Below are 22,632 nucleotides of genomic sequence, written 5' to 3'. Positions count from 1 at the left end.
GCCTCCGGGTCCATAACGTGGGGGGTATGAAAACACTCGCAGAGCACAATCCTGTCCCCGGCACGGGAAAAACACGCCTGGCCGCTGCCGCGCAGCAGCTGAACAAAACGTATGGAACGGGGGAAACCCGCGTCCACGCCTTGAAGGACGTGGACGTCAGTTTCGAAACGGCCACCTTCACTGCGATCATGGGCCCCTCCGGTTCCGGCAAATCAACCCTGATGCACTGCCTCGCCGGCCTGGATACCGCGGACTCGGGGCGGATCTGGATTGGCGGCAGCGAACTGACGGGGCTGAACGACGCAGCCCTGACCCGCCTTCGCCGGGACAGCGTGGGATTCGTCTTCCAGTCCTTCAACCTGGTCCCCACCCTTACGGCGGAGCAGAACATCACCCTGCCTGTTGCCCTGGCCAACGGCACCGTGGACCGGGCATGGCTGGACAGCATCACCGATACCCTCGGCCTCACCGGCCGGCTGAAGCACCGCCCGCACGAACTCTCCGGCGGCCAGCAGCAGCGCGTCGCAGTTGCACGGGCACTGCTGACCCGCCCTGATGTGCTTTTCGGCGACGAACCCACCGGAAACCTTGACTCCAAGTCCGGCGCCGAGGTCCTGTCCCTGCTCCGCCGCTCCACCAAGGAGTTCGGCCAGAGCATCATCATGGTCACCCACGATCCGGTGGCAGCGTCCTACGCGGACCGGGTGGTCCTGATGAATGACGGCGAACTGGTGGGCGAACTGGCCAACCCGACACCGGACTCCGTCCTCGCAGCACTCACGAAGCTGGGTGCCTGAGCATGCTGCAGGTAGCACTGGCGCAGGTGCGCCTGAACGCCCGCCGGTTCATTGCCGTCTCCCTGGCGGTCCTCATCGCCGTCGGTTTCCTGACGGCCACCCTGGTCATTAATTCCTCCTCCAAGGCCTCCCTGGCCCAAAGCGTGGGCGAGAGCTACCGCAATGCCGACCTGATACTGAACGGGGACCAGTTCCGTTCCGATCCGGTGATCCTGGACGAGGACACCCTCAGCGTTGTCGGTGATCTTCCCGGCCTCGCGGGCAGCTACGCGGTGCTGCAGGGCTATGCCAACTTCGGCTCCGGCCGGGACACGGTGTTGGCCGGAGTGAGTAACATTCCGGAGTACACCAAGCTGTTGCCCGTTGATGTCCTCGAAGGCACGCTGCCGGCCTCCGCCGGTGAGGTGGCCGTTGACAGCGACACCGCAGAGCGGGAGGGCCTGTCCAAAGGCTCTGTCCTGGAGCTCACCGACGGCGTTAATGATGTGGGCGCTACGAAGGTGACGGTCACTGCGGTGGTGGCTCCGTCCAAGGATCCGAGCAGCATGGGCATAGCGCAGCTCTACGCCACGGACGCCACCGCCGAACTGTTCGCCATTGCCGAAAACGGTTTCGACACCATCCAGCTGGCGCTGGCCGACGGCGCAAAGGTGGAAGACGTACGTGCCGCGGCGGAACAGGCCCTTGCAGAGGCGGGCATGGACGACGTCGTGGTCCGCACCGTCCCGGAGCAGACGGACGTGGTGGTAGCCGGCTTCACCGGTGGAGAAGACGTCCTGACCATCATCCTGCTGACCTTCGCGGCGGTGGCCCTGCTGGTCTGCGCCCTGGTGGTCTCCAATACGTTCTCCGTGCTGGTGGCCCAGCGCACCCGCGAACTTGCCCTGCTGCGCTGTATCGGGGCCGAACGTTCACAGATCCGGCGCTCCGTGATTGTGGAAGCGCTGGTAGTGGGGACCGTCTCCTCGATTGCGGGGGTACTGGCAGCAATTGCCTTGGTCGGCGGAATTATCGCCTATCTGAAAACCATTCCCGAGAGCGGCTTTGCGACCCTCGCAGTGTCTCCCCTCTCGGTGGTGGCCAGCCTGGCGGCGGGCATCACGCTGACCGTTCTCTCGGCGCTGGTACCTGCCCGGGCGGCCACCGCGGTGGCGCCGCTGGCGGCTCTGCGTCCGGCCGAGGATGTCCGTGCCGGCACCAAGCGAGGCAAGGTGCGTCTGGTCCTGGGATTGGTGCTGCTGGCAGGGGGCACAGCCCTGCTGGCTGTGGGCGCGGTGTCCGCGGACCTCCTGGTGGCCCTGCCCGGCGGCATTCTCAGCTTCGTAGGCGTACTGATGTGCGCCACCCTGTTTGTCCCGTCACTGGTCCGGACCGTCGGTAAGGTGGCTGCACCGCTGGGTGTGCCCGGCAAGCTTGCCGCAGTGAATGCCGTGCGCAATCCGCAGCGGACCTCTGCAACGTCGTCCGCTTTGCTGATCGGCGTCACCCTGGTGACCATGATGATGACCGGAGCCGCAACGGTACGGACGTCCCTGGACAGCGTATTGGCCGGGGAATTCCCGGTAGACGTAAGCGTCGACGGAGTGGACCGTCCATTCACGCCGGCCGACGCGGACACCGTGAGCACCATGGAGGGCGTGAAGGACGCCGTTCTGGTATCCGTGGCCGGCACCACTGACACAGAAACATTCGGGGCGTACAACGTCTACGCCCTGGACCCTGCCGACGCTGCAAAGGTCCTGCAGGACTCGAACCTGGTACTGGATGACAACACCATCCTGATGCCGCAGGGAGTCACGGATGAAACCGTGACGGTCACCGGGGCAACCTCGAGCGTGGAGCTGAAGGTCCTGGTCTCCGAAAGCAAGCAGTTGCGCCCACTGATCAGCGCTTCCACGGCAGCGGACCTGGGCGGCCACGCACCGCTGCCGGAATCCGCCGGTTATGTTCCGATGCCACAGATCTGGCTGTCCGTGGAGGACGGGCTGAACCCCGGCGCCCTCATGGACCTGCGTGATGACCTGGCGGAACGGCTGGACGTCCAGGACTATGCCGTGGACGGCTCCGCCATTGAACGTGCCGCGTATGAACAGGTCATCAATGTGCTGCTGATGGTGGTCACCGGCCTGCTGGGGGTCGCCGTGGTGATTGCCCTGGTGGGCGTGGCGAACACTCTGTCCCTATCAGTGCTTGAACGCACCCGCGAGTCTTCACTGCTGCGGGCGCTGGGCCTGACCCGCGGACAGCTGCGCGGCATGCTGGCCTTGGAAGCCGTCCTCATCGCCGGGGTGGCTGCAGTGATGGGCGCCGTGCTGGGGTCGGTGTACGGCTGGCTGGGTGCACAGTCGGCGCTCGGCTCGTTTGCCTCCGTGGCGCTGTCCGTGCCGTGGCTGCAGCTGCTCGGTGTCCTGGCCGTGGCGTTGCTGGCCGGCCTTGCGGCCTCGGTCCTCCCGGCAAGGCGCGCCGCCCGCCTCTCCCCGGTGGCGGGACTGGCCGCCGACTGACCGGCAGCACCGGTACCGCACATCACCGGTACGGCACGTCCGCGGTCCGGCTGCGGGGCACCTGCCTCGCGGTCGGGCCGCGGATCTGCAAGGATACAGGGAAGGACAAATTACTAAGCAGGCTTACCCCGGCTACGTTGGCCCGGCAGCCTGCAGGCGTAAGGAGATCAGCATGACCCAACAGGAAGCCACCCCCGGCAGCTCCACTCCGGGACGCGAAGACCTCGCCGCGTACCTGGACGACCACCTCATTGGCGCCGAAACCGGCGTCCGGCTCTTCACCGCCGCGCAGCGCACCTGGGAGGGTTCGCCGTACGAGGAGACCTTCGCCCGCCTTGCCGAGGAGATTTCTGATGAGCGGGATGAGCTGGAATCCCTCATCCACGCGCTGGGCTACTCGCGCAGCAAGGTCAAGGCTGCCGCGGCGGCAGTGGGCGCCGCAGCAGGCAAACTGGGGCCGCTCAATCCCCTCAGCACCGGCGGCGGCGCCACCGGCCAGCTCGAACTGGAATCCCTCCAGTCGCTGGTACGGATGAAGGAATCCCTCTGGCGGACCCTGCTGGTACTCTCCACCGCTGACCACCGGTTCAACGCGGCACGGCTGCAGGAACTGATCGAGATGGCCCGCGGGCAGCAGGAAACCGTGGCCGAGGTCATGGAGAAGACTGCCGTAGAGCGTTTCCTGGCTACTGATTGAGCCTGGCTCACAAAAAACACCCCCGGCGCTGTGCCGGGGGTGTTTTTTGCTGTCCGGGACCTACTCCGCCGGCTCTTCGTACTTCGGGAAGATCGGGGTGGGCGCGGGCAACGCGGTACCCGGCACCAGCGGCGAAGCGATGGCGCTGAACTGCCGCGCGGCGTCGTCGTCCTGGCCAAGGACCGTCAACAGCTTGGCCGCACTGCCCGGCATCACCGGCTGGATGAGGATGGCCACGATCCGCAGCACCTCCAGCGTCACGTAGAGCACGGTGTTCATGCGTTCGACGTCGGTCTTCCGCAGGACCCAGGGTGCCTGTTCGGCAAAGTACGCGTTGGTGTCGCCGAGGACCTTCCAGGTGGCTTCCAGCGCACCGTGGAAATCCTGCACGTCGTACGCTTCGCGGGAGATCTGCAGCAGGTTCCCGGCTGCTTCCAGCAGGGCTGTGTCCTCCGGCGTGAATGCACCCGGCTGCGGTACGGCTCCCCCGCAGTTCTTGGCCACCATGGACAGCGAGCGCTGGGCCAGGTTGCCGAGGTTGTTGGCGAGGTCGGAGTTCATGCGCCCGACGACGGCGTCGTGGTTGTAGGAGCCGTCCGCGCCGAAGGGGACCTCGCGGAGCAGGAAGAACCGGACCGAGTCCAGGCCGTACTGGTCGGCCCATTCCTTGGGCGCCACCACGTTGCCCAGCGACTTGGACATCTTGACGCCCTTGTTGTGCAGGAAGCCGTGGATCATGATCCGCTTTGGCAGTTCCAGCTTGGCGGACATCAGGAAGGCCGGCCAGAAGATGGCGTGGAAGCGGGAGATGTCCTTGCCGATCACATGCACGTCCGCTGGCCAGTACTTCCGAAACGCTTCGCTTTCGGTGTCCGGGAAGCCGACGCCGGTGAGGTAGTTGGTCAGCGCGTCCACCCAGACGTACATCACGTGGTCCGGATTGCCGGGCACGGGCACGCCCCAGTTGAAGGTGGTGCGGGAGATGGAGAGATCTTCAAGGCCGCCCTTGACGAAGCTGATGACCTCGTTGAACCGCGAGCGCGGGGCAGCGAAGTCCGGCTGGGACTCATAGAGGGCCAGCAGCTTGTCCTGGTAGGCGGAGAGGCGGAAGAAGTAGCTCTCCTCTTCGGTCCACGTCACCTCGGTGTCGGTTTCCCTGGAGTAGCGCACACCGTCGTCGCGGACCTCGGTTTCGTCCTCGGTGTAGTACGCCTCATCCCGGACGGAGTACCAGCCGGAGTACTTGGAGAGGTAGATGTCGCCGTTGTCCTCCATCCGCTTCCAGATGGCCTGGGCGGCGGCATAGTGGTCGGCGTCGGTGGTACGGATGAACCGGTCATAGGAGTTCCCCATGTCCGCTTCCATGGCCTTGAACGCAGCGGAGTTGCGGTCCGCCAGTTCCTTGGCGGTGATGCCTTCCTTGTCCGCAGACTGCTGCATCTTCAGCCCGTGCTCGTCCGTGCCCGTCATAAAGAACACGTCGTACCCGTCCAGCCGCTTGAAGCGGGCCATGGCGTCAGTGGCGATGTGCTCGTAGGCGTGCCCGATGTGCGGTTCGCCGTTGGGGTAGGAGATGGCCGTGGTGATGTAGAACGGGGTCTTGGAATCGGAAGAAGTCACATAAGAAAATTACCCTGTTTTGGCCGCCGGTGTCGCTTTGGGACTCTTCGGGTCCTGCCTGTCAGGCGCGGGGCGGGGCGGGAAGGCGAGGCTCATCCCGTATCGGGTACTGCGCCGTTTCGGAGCGGTCGGCACGGCCCAGGGCTACCAGCGCCCAGGTAGGGGACACTGCTGCGACATACGCCAACAGGGCCATGATGCCGGCGAAGCTCGGTCCCCGGCCCGTGAACATGCTGATGATGCCGTAGAGCACCAGCAAGGCCGCGAGGGCTATCTCCACTCCGACAGCCTGATTTCGGCGCCGGTACTGCGGGCGGCGCAGTAGGAAAAGCTGCAGGAGCGGCAGCGCCCATGGCAGCACTACCGTCCCGGGGAGTTCGGCAAACACGAGGGCCAGCATCAAGAAGAAGGCGACCACCCCCAGGCCGATTCCCCCGGCGCCTACCGCGACGTAGGTGCACACGGCGCGCGTGCCTTTTGAAAGACCTCCACGCACCCCGTACAACGCGGTGACCAGTGCCCACGCCGGCAAAAGCGCCAGGGAAAGCGCTGCAGGGTATTCCTGGCGGGTAAATGCGGTCAGCAAGGTCAGCACAAGCACGGGAACCGCATAGACCGTCGCCCGTACCCGGAGGCCGGACGGGCGGGCGGGCACGAAAACCGCGAGGCCGACAAGTACGCCCGCTGCGGCGGCGGCCACGGCGCTTGCCGTTTGCCGCAGGGCCCCTTCCGGCAGGTCCTGGGCAAAAACCATGCACAACACTGCCCACCACACCAGCAGCATGGATACACCGATCCAACTGCGATCCAGCGGTGACGGGTCCTCTTCCGCTCCGACTGTATCCGTGGACCGGCCGCCTGACTGTGCGTGCTCCACTGACATCTCCCCCTTGATGCGGCCCGGCGTCCGGTTCCGGAGTCAGTGTAGCGCCCAAGCTGCCGCCGGTCAGCGGCCGGCCTCCAGCACCGAGGTCAGCACCGGGGCGGTAGCGGCAAGTCCTGCCCGCACCAGGCCCACGCCGGCGGCCACAGTGGCGGCGAGGATCACCATCGACGCCGGTGCGAACAACAGTGCTGCCCCCACCAGCGGGAACAGCAGCACGGCAGAGGTGGCAACCGATGCGGTGCAGACCAGTACCAGGGGCTGCATCACAGCCTTGATACGCGCGGCCTCGATCACCTCGCGCGGCATGCCCATCCGGTCCAGGCTGCGGTAAAGCTCTCCGCGGTCCAGGACGGTGGCTGCCTGGCTGATGCCCGCGGAACAGGCGACCATCAGGAAGCCGGCCACCACGGTGATCAGTACACCGGTCATGAGGTCCTGCAGCAGGAAGTCCTGCGGTCCCTCTGCCTGGCTGCCCTGCACCGCGGCGGCGGCAGAGCCGGCAACGACGGCGGTGAAGCAGACCAGGGACAGGGCGCTGACCTGCCGCCAGGCTGCCTTCGGTGAATCCAGCACGATGCGGGCCGCGAGCAGTGCAGCCGGCGTGTCTGCTCGGCGCAGGCGACGCCTGGCGGTGCGGGCCACAAGCCACGGACCGACGAGGTTCAGGACGGACATCCCTGCCGCGAACACACCGAAGATGATCATGATGGCCACGGCAGCAGCGGCTCCGGGGATCGCCAGGGCCAGGCTGCAGGCAACCAGGACCACTACCGCAATAACGGCCCGGCTCCAATGCACCTTCTGCGCCGCAGCCCGGGTCCGCACCCCCAGCGGGGAAACCACCACCTTACGCAGTCCCCGGGATGAGCTGACGGCCGCAAGGAGCACCACTGCCAGCACGGCGCCCAGTCCGGCCGCCGGGTGCAGCCAATACGCAGACCCGAGTGCGTCGCCGCGGAAGTGGATCAGCTGCACCAGCGGGGCAAACAGCAGGTAGCCCGCCACGCCGGCCAACGCGCCGGCCAGGGCCTGGACCGTGGCCTCCAGGACGGTTACCTGCCGAACCGTGCGGGCAGAGGCTCCGAGCAGGCGCAGCGTTGAGAGGTGCTCATCACGGCGGCGGGCGGACAGGCGCGCCGCCGAACCGCCCAGGGTCATCAGGGGCAGCACCAGCAGCAGCAGAGCGAAGCAGGCCAGCAGCTGGTAGAGCATCCCTTCCTCATCCCCCCACTGGAGGAAGGACAACGCCCCGGCCAGGACGGTGAGCAAAAGGGTTGTCACCACCGCGAAGGCAGCGACGGGCAGCAGGGCCTTCTCCCGTCCGGCCGTACCGGGACGGTTCAGCAGCCAGGTGATGCGCAGCGGAACGCCCAACGCCGAGGCGTCCACGGCCCGGACCAGGGCGGCGGGAATGGCGGTGGCGTTCATCGGGCCCGGCCCGCCGCAGCGGTATCGGAGACGATCCGGCCGTCGGCCAGCGTGACCACCCTGCCGCACCAGCGCGCCACGCCGGCGTCATGGGTGATCACCACCAGCGAACGTCCGGTGCCCTCCACGGTCCGCAGCAACAGTTCCATCACCTCGGCCGACGTGTGCGAGTCCAGGGCCCCCGTGGGTTCGTCTGCAAAGAGGATGCCGGCACCGGTGACCTGGGCCCTCGCAATGGCCACGCGCTGCGCCTGTCCTCCGGACAGCTCCCCGATCCGCCGCCCGTCCATCCCGGCCAGCCCCAGTGCGGCCAGCGCCGCAGATGCCGCCTGTTCGGCGGCCTGCCGCGGCGTCCCCGAGAGCATCAGGGCCAGCGCCACGTTCTCCCCGGCCGTCAGCTCCGGGATCAGCAGCCCCTGCTGGAAAACAAACCCGAAGTCCGTGCGGCGCAGGGCGGACCGGGCCTCGTCATCCAGTGCCGTGACCTCCACCGGTGATCCCCCGCTGCGGGCCAGCCGGACGGTGCCCGTGTCCGGACGCACAATTCCGGCCAGGCAGTGCAGCAACGTGGTTTTCCCGGAACCGGAAGCGCCCATGACGGCAACGGCTTCCCCGGGGTGGATGGTGAGGCTGATTCCGGCCAGCGCCGTGCTGCTGCCGTAGGTTTTTGTCAGGTTGTCGGCGGCCAGCAGAGGGGCGCCGGGCATGGGTGTAGTCATACCTCCATGCTTGTTCCTGAGGGCACGCTCCGCGTCGGAGCCGGGCATGATCCGGCGGGTAACGGCCTCCTACCCTGGGCGGAGAAAGCAAAGGACCGGTCCCGCCGGGGCGGGAACCGGTCCTTCAGCGCAACAGCTAGTCCTGCAGGTCAACCTCGCGGGCCACGGAGGCCCCGATCTCGACACGCAGGGATTCCAGCACGTCCTGCGGGACGGAGGAATCCACGGTCAGCAGGGACAGGGCCTGGCCGCCTTCGGCGTTCCGCGCCACCTGCATGCCGGCGATGTTGATGTCCTTCTCCCCCAGGATCCGGCCCAGGGCGCCGATGACGCCCGGACGGTCCTGGTAGATCAGCACAATCAGGTGCTCGCTGATGGGGATTTCCAGGTCGTAGCCGTTGACGCCCACCAGCTTCTGGATCTGCTTCGGACCGGTCAGGGTGCCGGAGACCTCCAGGCGGGTGCCGTCGGACAGCGCGCCGCGGATGGTGAGCAGGTTCCGGTAGTCGTCCACCTCGGGGGTGGTGAGCAGGCGCACCTCGATGCCGCGCTGTTCGGCGAGGACCGGGGCGTTCACGTAGGAGACCTGCTCGGAGACGATATCGGTGAAAATGCCCTTCAACGCGGCTAATTCCAGGGCCTTGACATCCAAAGCCGCGATTTCGCCGGCCACCTCAATGTCGACGGCGGTCACCGAGTCGTGCGACAGCGCGGTGAAGATGCGGCCGAGCTTTTCGATCAGCGGGATACCCGGGCGCACGTCCTCGGCGATAACGCCGCCGGCGACGTTCACGGCGTCGGGCACCAGTTCCCCCGCGAGGGCGAGGCGGACGGACTTCGCCACGGACACCCCGGCCTTTTCCTGGGCCTCATCCGTGGAGGCGCCAAGGTGCGGAGTGACCACCACGTTGTCCAGCGCGAAGAACGGAAGGTCCGTGCTGGGCTCCCGAACGAAGACATCCACGCCGGCGCCGGCAATCTGTCCGGACTGCAGCGCGTCGAACAGCGCGGCTTCGTCCACGAGGCCGCCGCGGGCCACGTTGACCACGTAGGCGGTGTCCTTCATCTTCGCGAAGGCCTCTGCACCGAGCATGCCCAGGGTCTCCGGCGTCTTGGGCATGTGGATGGTGACAAAGTCGGATTCCGCCAGCAGCTCGTCGAGGCTGACCAGCCGCACGTTCAGCTGCGCCGCGCGGGCCGAGGTGACGTAGGGGTCGTAGGCGAGAATCTCTGTGCCGAAGCCCTGCAGGCGGGCGGCGACCAGGGCGCCGATTCGGCCCAGGCCGATAATGCCGATCTTCTTTTCGAACAGCTCTGTGCCGCTGTACTTGGAGCGCTTCCATTCACCGTTCTTGAGCGCAGCGCTGGCCTGCGGGATGTTCCGTGCCAGGGACAGGATGTGCCCCACGGTCAGTTCGGCGGCGGAAATGATGTTCGACGTCGGGGCGTTGACCACCATCACGCCGGCCTGGGTGGCGGCCTTGATGTCCACGTTGTCCAGGCCCACGCCGGCGCGGGCAATGACCTTGAGGTTTTTGGCGGCGGCAATTGCCTCGGCGTCCACCTGCGTGGCCGAGCGCACCAGGATCGCGTCGACGTCGGCGATCGCGGTAAGGAGCTGGGAGCGGTCGGCGCCGTCCGTGGAGCGGATTTCAAAGTCGGGGCCCAGGGCCTCGACGGTGGCGGGCGAGAGTTCCTCCGCGAGGAGTACGACTGGTTTGGTGGCAGACACCGGTGACCTCTTTAGCTGTGGACGATTCAGGTGGGGTTTTTCGTGCAGGAGGCCGGACCCGACGGGTCCGGCCTCCTTACCGAAACGGCTTGCCTTTCGAGCCTAGCGCCTGCCGGTGGGGGCAGCGCGAATCGGTACAGATGTTACGGGTGGTCAGCGTGCAACCGAACCCTCGGTGTAATCATCCTCGTTCTTGATCCAGGAGAAGAGCTTGCGCAGTTCGCGGCCGGTGGCCTCGATCGGATGCTCTTCGCCCTTGGTGCGCAGTTCCTTGAACTCGGGCGCGCCGGCGTCCTGGTCGTCGATGAAGCGCTTGGCGAAGGCACCGTTCTGGATGTCGGCCAGCACGGCCTTCATGTTTTCCTTCACGCTCTCATCGATGACGCGCGGGCCGGAGACGTAGTCGCCGTATTCGGCGGTGTCGGAAACGCTCCAGCGCTGCTTGGCGATGCCGCCTTCAACCATCAGGTCCACGATCAGCTTCAGCTCGTGCAGCACCTCGAAGTACGCCACCTGCGGCTGGTAGCCGGCTTCGGTCAGGGTCTCGAAGCCGTACTGGATCAGCTGGGACGCGCCGCCGCAGAGCACGGCCTGCTCGCCGAAGAGGTCGGTTTCGGTCTCTTCGGTGAAGGTGGTCTCAATGACGCCGGCACGGGTGCCGCCGATGGCCTTGGCGTAGGACAGCGCCAGTTCCTTGGCCTTGCCGGAGGCGTTCTGCTCCACGGCGATCAGGTCCGGCACGCCGCGGCCGGCTTCGAACTCGCGCCGGACAATGTGTCCCGGGCCCTTGGGTGCAACGAGGGCGACGTCGACGTCGGCCGGCGGCTGGATGTAGCCGTAGCGGATGTTGAAGCCGTGTCCGAAGAACAGGGCGTCGCCGGACTGCAGGTTCGGAGCGATTTCCTCGGCGTAGACAAAGCGCTGGACCTGGTCCGGGGTGAGGATCATGATCAGGTCCGCTTCGGCCACGGCGTCGGCAACGCTGAGCACGCGCAGGCCTTCGGCCTCGGCCTTGGCGCGGGAGGCGGAGCCTTCCTTCAGTCCGACGCGGACGTCCACGCCGGAGTCGCGCAGGCTGAGTGCGTGGGCGTGGCCCTGGCTGCCGTAGCCGATGACGGCGACCGTGCGGCCCTGGATGATCGACAGGTCTGCGTCGTCGTCGTAATACATGTCAGTCACTGTGGTTATCTCCTACTGGTTTCCTGGATAAGGGTCTGGGGGTGGAACTCAGGCGCTGCGCAGCGCGCGGTCGCTCATGGACTTTGAGCCGCGGCCGATGGCCAGGGTTCCGGATTGGACTATTTCGCGGATGCCGAAGGGCTCAAGCACTGAGAGCAGTGCGTTGAGCTTGTCGGCGGTGCCTGTTGCCTCGACGATGAGTGAATCTGTGGACACATCCACCACTGAGGCGCGGAACAGCTCGGCTGCCTGGGTTACCTGCAGCCGGGTTGCGGCATCCGCACGAACCTTGACCAGGATGTGGTCTCGTTGCACGGAGGAATCGGGAACCAGCTCGACAATCTTGATGACGTTGACGAGCTTGTTCAGCTGTTTGGTGACCTGCTCCAGCAGGTCACCCTCGGCGTCGACCACTACGGTGATACGGGACATGCCCGGCACCTCGGAGGGGCCCACGGCCAAAGAATTGATGTTGAACGCCCGGCGGGCGAACAGCGAGGCCACCCGGGTCAGCACACCGGGCAGGTCTTCCACCAGCACGGAAAGGGTATGGCGGGCCATGTCCTAGTCCTCCTCTTCCCAGGTGGGAGTCATGTTGCGGGCAATCTGGATCAGGTCGTTGGACACGCCGGTGGGCACCATCGGCCACACCATGGAATCGCGGCTGACCACGAAGTCGATGACAACGGGGCGGTCGTTGATTTCCAGTGCCTTGGCGATGGTGGCGTCGATGTCCTCGTCGCGTTCGCAGCGCAGGCCCACGCAGCCGTAGGCGTCCGCCAGCTTCACGAAGTCCGGCACGCGCATGGTGTCGTGGCCGGTGTTCAGGTCCGTGTTGGAGTAGCGGGACTCGTAGAAGAGGGTCTGCCACTGCCGGACCATGCCCAGGGAGGAGTTGTTGATGATGGCTACCTTGATCGGGATGTTGTTGATCAGGCAGGTGGCCAGTTCCTGGTTGGTCATCTGGAAGCAGCCGTCGCCGTCGATCGCCCAGACCACGCGGTCCGGATTGCCCACCTTGGCGCCCATGGCCGCCGGAACGGAGTAGCCCATGGTGCCCAGGCCGCCGGAGTTCAGCCAGGCGCGGGGACGCTCGTATTTGATGAACTGCGCGGACCACATCTGGTGCTGGCCCACACCCGCCACGTAGACGCCTTCGGGTCCGGTCATGGCGCCGATGCGCTCAATGACCTTCTGCGGGGCGACCAGGCCGTCTTCGGGTTCGGTGTAGCCGATCGGGTAGGTTTCGCGCAGGCGGTCAATCACTGCCCACCATGCCGAGAGGTCGGGGTGCTCCGTTTCGAACTGTCCGCGCACGGCGTCGGCCAGTTCGGGGATGATTTCCCGGACCGAGCCCACAATCGGCACATCCGCCGGACGGTTCTTGGAGATTTCCGCAGGATCGATGTCCGCGTGGATCACCTTGGCACCGGGGGCGAAGGAGCTCAGCACACCGGTGACCCGGTCATCGAAGCGGGCGCCGAGGGTGATCAGCAGGTCCGACTGCTGCAGCGCGGTCACGGCCGACACTGAGCCGTGCATGCCGGGCATGCCCACGTGCTGCGGGTGTGAGTCGGGGAAAACACCGCGTGCCATCAGGGTGGTGACCACGGGGGCACCCACCAGTTCCGCCAGCTCCAGGAGCTCGGCGGACGCATTGGCCTTCAGCACGCCGCCGCCCACGTAGAACACCGGCCGCTGCGATTCGGCGATGAGCCGGGCAGCTTCGCGGACCTGCTTGGAGTGCCCGCGCACCACGGTGCGGTAGCCGGGCAGGTCGATCTTCGGCGGCCAGGAGAACACGGTCTTTGCCTGCTGGGCGTCCTTGGCAATGTCCACCAGCACCGGCCCGGGACGTCCCGAGGTGGCGATGTGGAAGGCTTCGGCAAGCACCCGGGGGATGTCGGCTGCGTCGGTGACCAGGTAGGAATGCTTGGTGATGGGCATCGTGATCCCCACGATGTCCGCTTCCTGGAAGGCGTCGGAGCCGATGAAGGCGCTGGAGACCTGGCCGGTGATGGCCACCATGGGCACGGAGTCCATGTGGGCGTCCGCAATGGCGGTGACGAGGTTGGTGGCGCCGGGGCCCGACGTCGCGATGCAGACACCCGCGCGTCCGGTCACCATGGCGTAACCCTCGGCAGCGTGGCCGGCGCCCTGTTCGTGGCGGACCAGGATGTGGCGGATCTTGGTGGAATCCATCAGCGGGTCGTAAGTGGGCAGGATCGCTCCGCCCGGCAGGCCGAAGACTTCGTCGACGCCGAGTTCTTCAAGCGACCGGACAATGGCCTGCGAACCGGTCATCTCGGTGGGCGGAATAATGTTGCCCGGGCCCTGGATGCGCTCGTCCACGGCTTCGGGGTGGGCGGACACAGAAGTGGCTACATCTTTGGTCTTGGCTGCTGCGGCACGTGCGGCGGCGTTAGCCTTTGAGGCCATCAGCGAAGGGCTGATTGGCGATCCCTTACTCATCGGAACTTCCTTTGTGCGGATACTGATCCATGGTCATTGCGGCGGCCGGACCGGGGTGTTGCCCGTTCCGGCTTCTTCTGTGCCCAGCGAAGCGGTTTACCTGCGAAGCCAATAAAAAAACCCCTCGTGCCGGTTGGCTCCGTAGGGGTTCGCGCGTGACGTCTTACAAGTCGGGCTGTTAGGCCACGCGCTTGATAAGGACGACGGGTACGATCTGCATACCGTTCAGTCTTGCGGTCCCCTGCGGGGGTGTCAATCTCGTGAGACGTACGTCTCAATATGTGGACGTAACATCCCGGCTTTCGGTCTGTGGCCTCCAAATACCAAGGCGGCAGGGCTTAATAAGGCTGCAAGGCCTTAGGGGCCCCAAGGGCATCCGCGCCAGCGGGTGCCCTTGGGGAGGCCTATCAGCCGCCGCAATAGGCGCCGGTGGAAGCCGAGTTCACCATCTTGGCGTATTTGGACAGCACTCCCTTGGTGAACTTGGCCGGCAGCGGCTGCCAGCCGACCTTGCGGGCCTCAAGCTCTTCGGGGTCCACCAGGAGGTCGAAGCTGCGGGCGGCAATGTCCACGCGGATCCGGTCGCCGTCCTTCACAAAGGCGATGGGGCCGCCGTCGACCGCTTCCGGTGCCACGTGGCCGATGCACAGGCCGGTGGTGCCGCCGGAGAACCGGCCGTCGGTAAGCAGCAGGACATCTTTCCCGAGCCCGGCGCCCTTGATGGCTCCGGTGATGGCGAGCATTTCGCGCATGCCTGGTCCGCCCTTGGGACCTTCGTAACGGATCACGACGACGTCGCCTGCGTGGATCTCGGCGGCGTCAAGGGCGTCCAGGGCACCCTGTTCGCGTTCAAAGACCCGTGCGGTGCCTTCGAAGACGTCGGCGTCGAAGCCGGCGCTCTTCACGACGGCGCCCTCCGGAGCCATGGAGCCCTTCAGGATGGTGATGCCGCCGGTCTTGTGGATGGGGTTGTCCATGGCCCGGAGCACCTTGCCGTCCGGATCCGGCGGGTTGATTGCAGCCAGGTTCTCCGCGACGGTCTTGCCGGTGACGGTGAGGCAGTCGCCGTGGATCAGGCCGGCGTCGAGCAGGGCCTTCATGATCACGGGCACGCCGCCGATCTTGTCGACGTCGAACATCACGTAACGGCCGAACGGCTTCAGGTCGCCCAGGTGCGGGATGGTGTCGCCGATGCGGTTGAAATCCTCGAGGGTGAGGTCCACTTCCGCTTCCCGGGCGATGGCCAGCAGGTGCAGCACCGCGTTGGTGGAACCGCCGAAGGCCATGGTCACGGCAATGGCGTTTTCGAAGGCCTTTTTGGTCATGATGTCGCGGGCCGTGATGCCCTTGCGCAGCAGGTTGACTACGGCTTCACCGGACTTGCGCGCGAATTCGTCACGGCGGCGGTCGGCGGAGGGCGGCGCGGCGGAGCCGGGAAGGGACATGCCCAGGGCTTCGCCGATGCAGGCCATGGTGTTGGCGGTGTACATGCCGCCGCAGGCGCCCTCGCCGGGGCAGATGGCGCGTTCGATGCTGTCGAGGTCCTTCAGGCTCATCTTGCCGGCGGCGCAGGCGCCCACGGCTTCGAACGCGTCAATCAGCGTCACTTCACGTTCGCTGCCGTCCTCCATCTTGGCGAAGCCTGGCATGATCGAGCCGGCGTAGAGGAAGACGCTGGACAGGTCCAGGCGTGCGGCGGCCATCAGCATGCCGGGGAGGGACTTGTCGCAGCCTGCGAGCAGGACGGAACCGTCAAGCCGCTCGGCCATCATGACGGTTTCCACGGAGTCGGCAATGACCTCGCGGGACACCAATGAGAAGTGCATGCCCTCATGGCCCATGGAAATGCCGTCCGAGACCGAAATGGTGCCGAACTGCATGGGGAAGCCGCCGCCGGCATGGATGCCTTCCTTGGCACCCTGCGCCAGCCGGTTCAGGGAAAGATTGCAGGGGGTGATCTCGTTCCAGGAGCTGGCGACACCGATCTGCGGTTTGGCGAAATCGTCGTCGCCCATCCCCACGGCACGGAACATGCCCCGGGCAGGAGCTGCGTGTATGCCGTCCGTGACCACTCGGCTGCGGGGTTTGATATCCGGTGTGTTTTCTCCGCTCATGGCTAAATCCTAGGACTTAAGCCGGCCCGCGCGGTCCATGTGACGGACACCGGCATCCGTTGTTACGGCCTGTGAACAGCAGATGAAGATTCCAGGCGCGGCAGGGGCGGGCTTCACGGATGGGGGGAGGGTGTTCATAGACTGGGGAGATGACATCGGACAGAGGATCCACGGATCCAGGTACGGAACCAGGCATGGACACAGGCTCGGAAGCCGGCACCGCGGCCGGCGCTGGCAGCAGCGACAGCCTGAAGCTGGTGCTGCGCCGGGTTTTCGAATCCCAGATTCCGAACTACGGCGACTACAACCTGGTGTGCGCCACGCCCGCACTGGATTCGGATGCAGGCTTCTACGTGCTGGGTTACCGGTGGCGGCCTGCCGAGCTGGTGTTTGCGCCCTTTGACGCCGCTTCCCTGGCCGGGCTCGAGGCACCCACTGCGGTGAACACCACCAACCTCAGCCACACGGACGAGCTCGACACCGATGCGTACGAGGTGGGGACCAACACCGGCCGCATCTTCCGGTTCAGTGTCGAACCCGAAGCCATGCTGCCGGCAGCCGGCGAGGACCCGCGGCTGCTGGAGCAGGCCGCGGACTGGGAAGACTTCCGTTCGTTTGTGGAGTCCTACCTGGAACTGGCCTGACCCGTTCCCCCTGCCATCAGTTCCGCCAGGGGCCGGGGCGGACCAGGTTCAACGGCTCGGCCCCTTCGGCCAGGAGCTGCAGCTGGCGGCGCAGGAACCGGCGGATCCGCGGCTCGAACGCATCCGTGTTCCCGCCCCAGTGCGGGGTAATGATGGCACCGGGTGCCAGGCGCAGCGGATGATCCGCCGGTACCGGCTCGGGATCGAAAACATCCACGGCCGCCCGCAGCCGGCCGGAGAGCACTTCCTTGGTCAGCGCTTCGCTGTCCACCACCGCACCCCGGGCCACGTTGACTACCAAGGCCCCTTCAGGCAGGGCGGCCAGGACCCGGGCGTCCACCAGATGCCGGGTCTGTTCGTCCAGCGGAGTGATGACCACGAGGATTTCCGCCTGCGACGCCAGGTCCGCCAGTTCTTCCGTGCCGTGGACAACACCGTCCTCATCCGTCCTTGCCGTGCGGCCCACACGGGTCAGCTCCACGTCGAACGGACGCAGCCGCGCAGCGATTTCCCGGCCGATGCCGCCCACCCCCACCAGCAGCACCCGCCGGTCGGCCAGCCCGGGATAGCGCACGGAGTCCCACGTACCGGCCTGCTGGCCGCGGACGGCGGCGTCGATCCCGCGCTGTGCCGCCAGGATCAGGGTCAGGGCCATTTCAGCCGTGGCGGCGGCATGGACCCCCGCAGCACTGGCGATGGCCGTGTCCGGCCCCACCAGTTCCGTCAGCCCGTCGTATCCGGTGGTCTGGGACTGCAGCAGGGCGAGCCCGGGCACCTGTTCCAAGGCCGCGCGGTAATCCGTGGCGGACGCGTACGGCAGCACCACCGCGTCAATATCTGCATAGTCCACGCCCTGCGGCTCGCCGGCCAAGTCCCACACGGCGACATTGACACCCTCCGGAAGCGGCTCCAGCGCCGCGCGAAGGTCTTCATCGGGGACGGTCACGGTACGGATGCGTCGGGATGCCATGGAAGCCATGCCTGTCAGCGTAACGGCACCGTGCCGGGACCGCACCGGCTCTGGACAGGGCAAAGCGCTGGCCGTACCGTCGAATGGTGGCTTCCGCCAACCGAAGGATGCGTTGTGGCTCGGAAATCGGTGCTTTTCACTGCCCTTGGAATCGGCTCGGCGGCAGCAGTGTGGGCGGCCCGCACAATCGGCCGGATACTGGGCAACGGCCCCGTGCGGCTGGCAGCCGGCGGGGACACGGCGGCTAGTCCAGCACCGCGGACGACGCCGGTGCCGGCCGATTCCGTCGCGGTCACCACCGTGACCACCGGGGATCCGGCGTCGAACCTTCCTGCCCGCACCTGGGTGGTGGATAACAGTGCCGATTGGGACGGCAGCCCCGGCGAACTGGTGGTACTCCCCCGGTCCCGTTCGTCCAAGGACCGCGGCACAAAGTGAAACAGGCCACAAAAGCGGCCCCGATTTCGTTCTTCGGCAAAACTGCTGGTAGAGTTTCATGCTGTTGCTGATGCCAACGACGGAGAAAATCCGCCGCGAAAACAGCAGTGAAGTACGCACCTCTAGCTCAATTGGCAGAGCAATTGACTCTTAATCAATGGGTTCCGGGTTCAAGTCCCGGGGGGTGCACCAGCAAACCCGTCCGGTCAGGTTCGTCGCCTGGCCGGGCGGGTTTTTTGCTGCTCGGCGCAGGGTTGGATGCACCGTAGCCGAGCCACCGCATACTTGGCGCGGCCATCAAATGGGGTTTTCCATGGCAGGAACCCGGTCCCGATATTGCGGATACGCCCAGACAGCAAGTGCGGTTCTTCTGATCGGCGGTGCGGTCGCCTTGTTGTTGGAGGCCGGTGTTGCTGCCGACCAAAACCGACTTGCTGATGGGGTGCCCCTCGCTGTATGGCTGGTCCTGGCCGTAGGGCCGGCAGGGCTGATTATCAGCCTCCCCTCCTGCTTGGGCATAGGCACAATGCACGGAACCGCCCGCAACTGCCCCCGCCGGAAGACCACCCCTAGCCCCCACATGACAGAACTGCGGCCGATCCTGCAGACCTGATTTCGTGGACCCTGCTCCTACGTGGTAATGTTTCATGTCGTTGCGGAGAACGAACCGCGCCTCACGGCGAAGGTCTGCCTTCCGCCAAAGTGCGCACCTCTAGCTCAATTGGCAGAGCAATTGACTCTTAATCAATGGGTTCCGGGTTCAAGTCCCGGGGGGTGCACCACCGAAAGCCCCGTCTGATCAGGCATTACGCCTGTCAGGCGGGGTTTTTATTTTACCTAAGGGAATCTCCGCCCAGCCTGCGCCCCCCCGAAACAGCGACGAAAAGCGGTTACGGATCGTCAACAATATTGGTACCGTTTCCGCCGTGGCAGCGTTGCCACAGCCTCGCGGGGGGAGGCCTCTACGTCAAAGGAGACCTGATGCACCGATCCGGATCCACCCATCACTCGCTTTTCCTCCACCCGCAGCGCCCTCAATCCGACCGTACGAAGCGCCGGCTTAGCGCCTTCCTGTGCTTCCTGACCGTGCTTGCAGTGTCGCTTTTCCCAGTACAGGGAGCCGTGGCCGACCACCGCAGGCCCGCGCCGCCGCCCGCCGTCACGGCGGAAGGGCTCCGGGTCCTGCCGGCGGTCGCGCCCGTTATGTCCTGCGGCGACGTCACCGAACTGGACCTGCACCGTGCGGCCGAAGCCAAAGTAACCATCATCTCCGCCGTCGTCGTCAGCGAAAACACGCCCAACCCCTACTGCGAGGTGCGCGGAACCATCGCGCCGGCCAACACGATAGTGGTCAGGCTGCCGCTCAATGGATGGACCCAGCGGTACCTTCAGACCGGCTGCGGGGGCCTCTGCGGCAACGCCGACATCAATTATGGCCAGGCGGCGGAATGCCCTCTGGTGGAGGACGGCACCATTGCCAGCGCCACCACCGACATGGGACACCAAGGGCAGAATGACGGGTCCTGGGCGGCAGGGAATCCGCAGGCACAGATCGACTTTGCCTACCGCGGCGTACACGTCACGGCCCTGACGGCGAAGGCTCTGATCACGAAGTTCTACGGCCGCTCCCCCGCCTACTCCTATTTCACTGGCTGCTCCGACGGCGGCCGTGAGGCACTGATGGAGGCGCAGCGCTTCCCGGACGACTTCGACGGGATTGCAGCCGGCGCACCGGCGAACAACATGGCGGTGCAGAACACCTACCACCATGCATGGAACGTCCTCGCCAACAAGGATGCCAATGGCAATGACATCCTCCTCGCCGGGAAACTGCCGCTGATCCACGACGCCGTCCTCGCCGCCTGCGATACATTGGACGGCTTAGCGGACGGAGTCCTGGACGACCCGCGGGCCTGTGGCTTCGACCCGGCGTCTCTCATCTGCGCAACCGGACAGGATCCCGCAACCTGCCTGTCCGCAGCCGAGGCCGGCGTGGTCCAAAAGCTGCATGACGGGGCCGTTGACAACAAGGGCCAGCGGCTGGAACCCGAGATTTCACATGAGTGGGGCTCGGAACTGGCTTGGACGCTCTTTGTTCCCGAGGCTCAGGGTGATCCTGTGTCCAGCGAACAATTCGCCCTGTCCTACCTGCGCTACCTGGCAGATCCGAACAACCCTCGGCCGGACTTCGAGCTGACCGATCTCGAATTCACCAAGCAGGCCTTCTGGGAAACAATGCAGTCCTCCAGCTATATGTCCGCCATGGACCCGAACCTCGGAGCATTCAAGACGAGCGGCGGCAAACTGCTGCTGTGGCACGGCTGGAATGACCACCATATTTCTCCGCAGTCCACGTTGGCCTATTACGATGCCGTCCGGCGCACGATGGGCAAACACGCCGTCAACGACTTCACCAAGCTGTTTATGTTCCCCGGCGTCGAACACTGCAGCGGCGGCGAGGGACCGGACAGCTTTGACGTCCTCACCCCCGTGATGGCCTGGGTGGAAAGCGGTCGGGCGCCGGCGTCGATCATCGCCTCGAAAATAGAAACTGCCGACGACGGGACGGAGACGCTTTCCCGCACCAGGCCCGTCTACCCGTATCCAGCCGTGGCCCGCTATGACGGCTCGGGCAGTACCGATGACGCCGCCAACTTCGCTTCCTACACGCCGAAACGGGAGATCGGGCCGGACTACAAGTGGTTGGGGTCCCGGTTGTATTCGTCCGACTACCAGACGTGGTGCCGGGCCGAGGGAACGGAGCTCGTCTGCGAGCAACACCGCGGCCGCCACAACTGGCTTTCCCAGGAAGCCGGCCGGCACTAGCAGCCCCCCTTTCCAGATGGGCAGCTGGCATGGCGGCGGGATGTCCTCCCCGTCCGGCTAGTCCGTCTGGTCCGGCTGGTCCGGCTGGTCTGGCATCGAGGTCACATCGAGGCCGGAGGCGTTTAACCCGGAGACGTTAAACGCAGGAAGGCGCATCAGTTGGATGCGCCTTCCTGCGAAGCCCTGCCGCAATGCGGTCAGGTCAGCGGCTTTCAGCCACCGGCTCCGGGACAATCTCCAACCCGGCTTCGGGCGGAACCGGAAGTCCGGGAACATCCACGGCAACCTGCCAGCGCGGACTGCCCAGCTCCCTGATGACATTCCGAAGCTGGCTCCGGAGCGCCTCGGACATGAGTTCGCCGCCGTCGAGCAGCGTACGTTCGATGTTCTGCGCCTCGTGCAGGGCTTCGGCGCCCTGCGGGGTGATGGTGACCATGTGGCTGCGCTTGTCGAGATCATTGCGCACACGCGTGACGTGGCCGTGGGTCTCCAGGCGTGCCAGGGTTTTACCCATGGTCTGTGCCTGGACGCGCACCAGCTGTGCCAGGCGTGCCTGTGTCATTGGTCCCTGTGTGTCCAAAACGCCCAACGCGATGACGCCCGCATGGGTCAGCCCGATGCTGACCAATCGTTCGTTCCAGGCGTGCTCTACCAGGCGTGCTGCAGTTGACAACAGGCGACCGGTGGGCCAACGCTCCATATCCGGCATAAAATAAAACTCTTCCTCTCGGCTTGGGACTCGCCCGCTAACAGTCAGTTTGCTGATAACGCACCGATCCACAGTCTAGGATAGCCACCCCGCGTGGGAATGTCGCGTTAAGACGTACGCCACGCCAACCCAACATCTAGGAGAGACACATATGCCCCGCCTCAGCCCGGCCGAAACCGCCCCGGATTTCACCTTGACCGCAGCCGACGGGAGCACCGTTTCCCTGGCCGACCTGCGGGGCAGCAGCACCATAGTGTACTTCTACCCGGCAGCGTCCACCCCGGGCTGCACCAAGGAAGCCTGCGACTTCCGTGACAACCTGAACAGCCTCAAGGGTGCCGGCTACACCGTCCTGGGCATCTCCCCCGACCCGGTGGCCAAGCTGGAAAAGTTCGCCGAAGCGGAGAACCTCAACTTCCCGCTGCTCTCCGACGCCGACCACGCAGTGGCCGAAGCCTACGGCGCGTGGGGCGAGAAGAAGAACTACGGCCGCACCTATGAAGGGCTGATCAGGTCCACCGTGGTGGTTGGTCCCGAAGGCAAGGTTGCCCTCGCCCAATACAACGTCAAAGCCACCGGCCATGTTTCCAAGCTCCGGCGTGATCTGGGGCTCGACTGACCTCAGGTACACTGGAGGCTGGTTTCCGCACCGCGCTCCGGCGCGATTGGGAAACCGCGCGCGAGTGGCGAAATTGGCAGACGCGCTGGATTTAGGTTCCAGTGTCTTCGGACGTGTGGGTTCAAGTCCCTCCTCGCGCACAACATTCCACCAAAAGCCCCGGTCTTCGGACCGGGGCTTTTGTGTTTTCCGGATCCGAAGCACCGCTGTTGCCGCGTTGCTGCGTGACCAAATCGTGACCGCGCCGCATGCGTCCAATTTCACGTAACAGAAACACT

General features: G+C 65.6%; 18 protein-coding genes and 3 tRNA genes. 10 read left to right on the top strand and 11 right to left on the bottom strand.

From position 1 onward, the window contains the following. Window positions 1-26 precede the first annotated feature (26 nt). The 3 genes from AC5RUF_RS07445 (at window position 27) to AC5RUF_RS07435 (ending at window position 3,998) form a co-directional block, all read left to right on the top strand. The gene (locus AC5RUF_RS07445) at window positions 27-797 is read left to right on the top strand and encodes an ABC transporter ATP-binding protein (protein ID WP_493998028.1); all 771 of its coding nucleotides are present in this window, start codon (window positions 27-29) and stop codon (window positions 795-797) included. 2 nt (window positions 798-799) lie between these two features. Beyond that, window positions 800-3,301: an ABC transporter permease gene (locus tag AC5RUF_RS07440; protein ID WP_494130153.1), complete on the top strand. Its 2,502-nt coding sequence runs from the start codon at window positions 800-802 to the stop codon at window positions 3,299-3,301. A gap of 172 nt (window positions 3,302-3,473) precedes the next feature. Then, window positions 3,474-3,998 (top strand): hypothetical protein, encoded by a 525-nt coding sequence (locus tag AC5RUF_RS07435; protein ID WP_493997328.1) that lies wholly within the window; start codon window positions 3,474-3,476, stop codon window positions 3,996-3,998. A gap of 60 nt (window positions 3,999-4,058) precedes the next feature. Here AC5RUF_RS07435 and metG read toward each other — a convergent pair whose 3' ends face one another. The 9 genes from metG to ilvD form a co-directional block, all read right to left on the bottom strand. Then, on the bottom strand, window positions 4,059-5,618 hold the full coding sequence (gene metG, locus AC5RUF_RS07430) for a methionine--tRNA ligase (protein ID WP_493997327.1): 1,560 nt from the start codon (window positions 5,616-5,618) through the stop codon (window positions 4,059-4,061). Between the two features lie 61 nt (window positions 5,619-5,679). Further along, window positions 5,680-6,495 (bottom strand): hypothetical protein, encoded by an 816-nt coding sequence (locus AC5RUF_RS07425; protein ID WP_494130152.1) that lies wholly within the window; start codon window positions 6,493-6,495, stop codon window positions 5,680-5,682. Between the two features lie 69 nt (window positions 6,496-6,564). Beyond that, a complete protein-coding gene (locus AC5RUF_RS07420; RefSeq protein WP_494130151.1) occupies window positions 6,565-7,932 on the bottom strand; it encodes an FtsX-like permease family protein in 1,368 nt (455 codons plus the stop codon). Further along, window positions 7,929-8,651 carry an ABC transporter ATP-binding protein gene (locus tag AC5RUF_RS07415; RefSeq protein WP_494130150.1) on the bottom strand — a complete coding sequence of 241 codons (723 nt, stop codon included), beginning with the start codon at window positions 8,649-8,651 and terminating at the stop codon, window positions 7,929-7,931. Before AC5RUF_RS07415 ends, AC5RUF_RS07420 begins: the two co-directional genes overlap by 4 nt. A gap of 136 nt (window positions 8,652-8,787) precedes the next feature. After that, window positions 8,788-10,383 carry a phosphoglycerate dehydrogenase gene (gene serA, locus AC5RUF_RS07410; protein ID WP_493996654.1) on the bottom strand — a complete coding sequence of 532 codons (1,596 nt, stop codon included), beginning with the start codon at window positions 10,381-10,383 and terminating at the stop codon, window positions 8,788-8,790. A gap of 153 nt (window positions 10,384-10,536) precedes the next feature. Then, entirely contained in the window at window positions 10,537-11,562 is a 1,026-nt protein-coding gene (ilvC, locus tag AC5RUF_RS07405) for a ketol-acid reductoisomerase (protein WP_493996653.1), read from the bottom strand. A gap of 48 nt (window positions 11,563-11,610) precedes the next feature. After that, the gene (gene ilvN / locus AC5RUF_RS07400) at window positions 11,611-12,123 is read right to left on the bottom strand and encodes an acetolactate synthase small subunit (RefSeq protein WP_493996652.1); all 513 of its coding nucleotides are present in this window, start codon (window positions 12,121-12,123) and stop codon (window positions 11,611-11,613) included. A 3-nt stretch (window positions 12,124-12,126) separates the two neighbouring features. After that, window positions 12,127-14,034, bottom strand: coding sequence for an acetolactate synthase large subunit (locus AC5RUF_RS07395; RefSeq protein WP_494130149.1), 1,908 nt, complete (start codon window positions 14,032-14,034; stop codon window positions 12,127-12,129). A gap of 407 nt (window positions 14,035-14,441) precedes the next feature. Next, window positions 14,442-16,148: a dihydroxy-acid dehydratase gene (gene ilvD, locus AC5RUF_RS07390; protein ID WP_494130148.1), complete on the bottom strand. Its 1,707-nt coding sequence runs from the start codon at window positions 16,146-16,148 to the stop codon at window positions 14,442-14,444. Between the two features lie 194 nt (window positions 16,149-16,342). Between ilvD and AC5RUF_RS07385 the strand changes: the two genes are divergently transcribed. After that, window positions 16,343-16,792, top strand: coding sequence for a hypothetical protein (locus AC5RUF_RS07385; RefSeq protein WP_493996649.1), 450 nt, complete (start codon window positions 16,343-16,345; stop codon window positions 16,790-16,792). 16 nt (window positions 16,793-16,808) lie between these two features. Here AC5RUF_RS07385 and AC5RUF_RS07380 read toward each other — a convergent pair whose 3' ends face one another. After that, entirely contained in the window at window positions 16,809-17,771 is a 963-nt protein-coding gene (locus AC5RUF_RS07380; protein WP_494130147.1) for a 2-hydroxyacid dehydrogenase, read from the bottom strand. Window positions 17,772-17,876: 105 nt separating this feature from the next. Between AC5RUF_RS07380 and AC5RUF_RS07375 the strand changes: the two genes are divergently transcribed. The 4 genes from AC5RUF_RS07375 (at window position 17,877) to AC5RUF_RS07360 (ending at window position 21,026) form a co-directional block, all read left to right on the top strand. After that, window positions 17,877-18,200 (top strand): hypothetical protein, encoded by a 324-nt coding sequence (locus AC5RUF_RS07375; RefSeq protein ID WP_493996645.1) that lies wholly within the window; start codon window positions 17,877-17,879, stop codon window positions 18,198-18,200. A gap of 116 nt (window positions 18,201-18,316) precedes the next feature. Further along, a tRNA-Lys gene (locus tag AC5RUF_RS07370) sits at window positions 18,317-18,392 on the top strand. 514 nt (window positions 18,393-18,906) lie between these two features. Beyond that, window positions 18,907-18,982, top strand: a tRNA-Lys gene (locus AC5RUF_RS07365). 313 nt (window positions 18,983-19,295) lie between these two features. Next, complete coding sequence (locus AC5RUF_RS07360) at window positions 19,296-21,026, top strand: tannase/feruloyl esterase family alpha/beta hydrolase (RefSeq protein WP_494130146.1); 1,731 nt, start codon at window positions 19,296-19,298, stop codon at window positions 21,024-21,026. Between the two features lie 202 nt (window positions 21,027-21,228). On the opposite strand, the gene AC5RUF_RS07355 is transcribed toward AC5RUF_RS07360, so the two are convergent. After that, on the bottom strand, window positions 21,229-21,726 hold the full coding sequence (locus AC5RUF_RS07355; RefSeq protein ID WP_493996647.1) for a MarR family winged helix-turn-helix transcriptional regulator: 498 nt from the start codon (window positions 21,724-21,726) through the stop codon (window positions 21,229-21,231). Window positions 21,727-21,886: 160 nt separating this feature from the next. On the opposite strand from AC5RUF_RS07355, the gene bcp reads away from it, so the two are divergent. After that, a complete protein-coding gene (gene bcp, locus AC5RUF_RS07350; RefSeq protein ID WP_493996643.1) occupies window positions 21,887-22,354 on the top strand; it encodes a thioredoxin-dependent thiol peroxidase in 468 nt (155 codons plus the stop codon). Between the two features lie 58 nt (window positions 22,355-22,412). Continuing rightward, window positions 22,413-22,494, top strand: a tRNA-Leu gene (locus AC5RUF_RS07345). Window positions 22,495-22,632: the final 138 nt, after the last annotated feature.

This window comes from Arthrobacter sp. Y3224198 (genome assembly GCF_059090025.1).
The sequence above is the reverse complement of the archived record's forward strand: the minus strand, read 5'-3'. Positions and strand labels throughout refer to the sequence as shown.

What these genes read in the sequence shown, in the direction of transcription:
- AC5RUF_RS07355 (WP_493996647.1), bottom strand. Translation starts at nt 21,726, where the DNA reads ATGGAGCGTTGGCCCACCGGTCGCCTGTTGTCAACTGCAGCACGCCTG.
- ilvN (WP_493996652.1), bottom strand. Translation starts at nt 12,123, where the DNA reads ATGGCCCGCCATACCCTTTCCGTGCTGGTGGAAGACCTGCCCGGTGTG.
- AC5RUF_RS07420 (WP_494130151.1), bottom strand. Translation starts at nt 7,932, where the DNA reads ATGAACGCCACCGCCATTCCCGCCGCCCTGGTCCGGGCCGTGGACGCC.
- AC5RUF_RS07385 (WP_493996649.1), top strand. Translation starts at nt 16,343, where the DNA reads ATGGACACAGGCTCGGAAGCCGGCACCGCGGCCGGCGCTGGCAGCAGC.
- bcp (WP_493996643.1), top strand. Translation starts at nt 21,887, where the DNA reads ATGCCCCGCCTCAGCCCGGCCGAAACCGCCCCGGATTTCACCTTGACC.
- AC5RUF_RS07415 (WP_494130150.1), bottom strand. Translation starts at nt 8,651, where the DNA reads ATGACTACACCCATGCCCGGCGCCCCTCTGCTGGCCGCCGACAACCTG.
- AC5RUF_RS07440 (WP_494130153.1), top strand. Translation starts at nt 800, where the DNA reads ATGCTGCAGGTAGCACTGGCGCAGGTGCGCCTGAACGCCCGCCGGTTC.
- ilvD (WP_494130148.1), bottom strand. Translation starts at nt 16,148, where the DNA reads ATGAGCGGAGAAAACACACCGGATATCAAACCCCGCAGCCGAGTGGTC.
- AC5RUF_RS07395 (WP_494130149.1), bottom strand. Translation starts at nt 14,034, where the DNA reads ATGAGTAAGGGATCGCCAATCAGCCCTTCGCTGATGGCCTCAAAGGCT.
- AC5RUF_RS07380 (WP_494130147.1), bottom strand. Translation starts at nt 17,771, where the DNA reads ATGGCTTCCATGGCATCCCGACGCATCCGTACCGTGACCGTCCCCGAT.
- AC5RUF_RS07445 (WP_493998028.1), top strand. Translation starts at nt 27, where the DNA reads ATGAAAACACTCGCAGAGCACAATCCTGTCCCCGGCACGGGAAAAACA.
- AC5RUF_RS07435 (WP_493997328.1), top strand. Translation starts at nt 3,474, where the DNA reads ATGACCCAACAGGAAGCCACCCCCGGCAGCTCCACTCCGGGACGCGAA.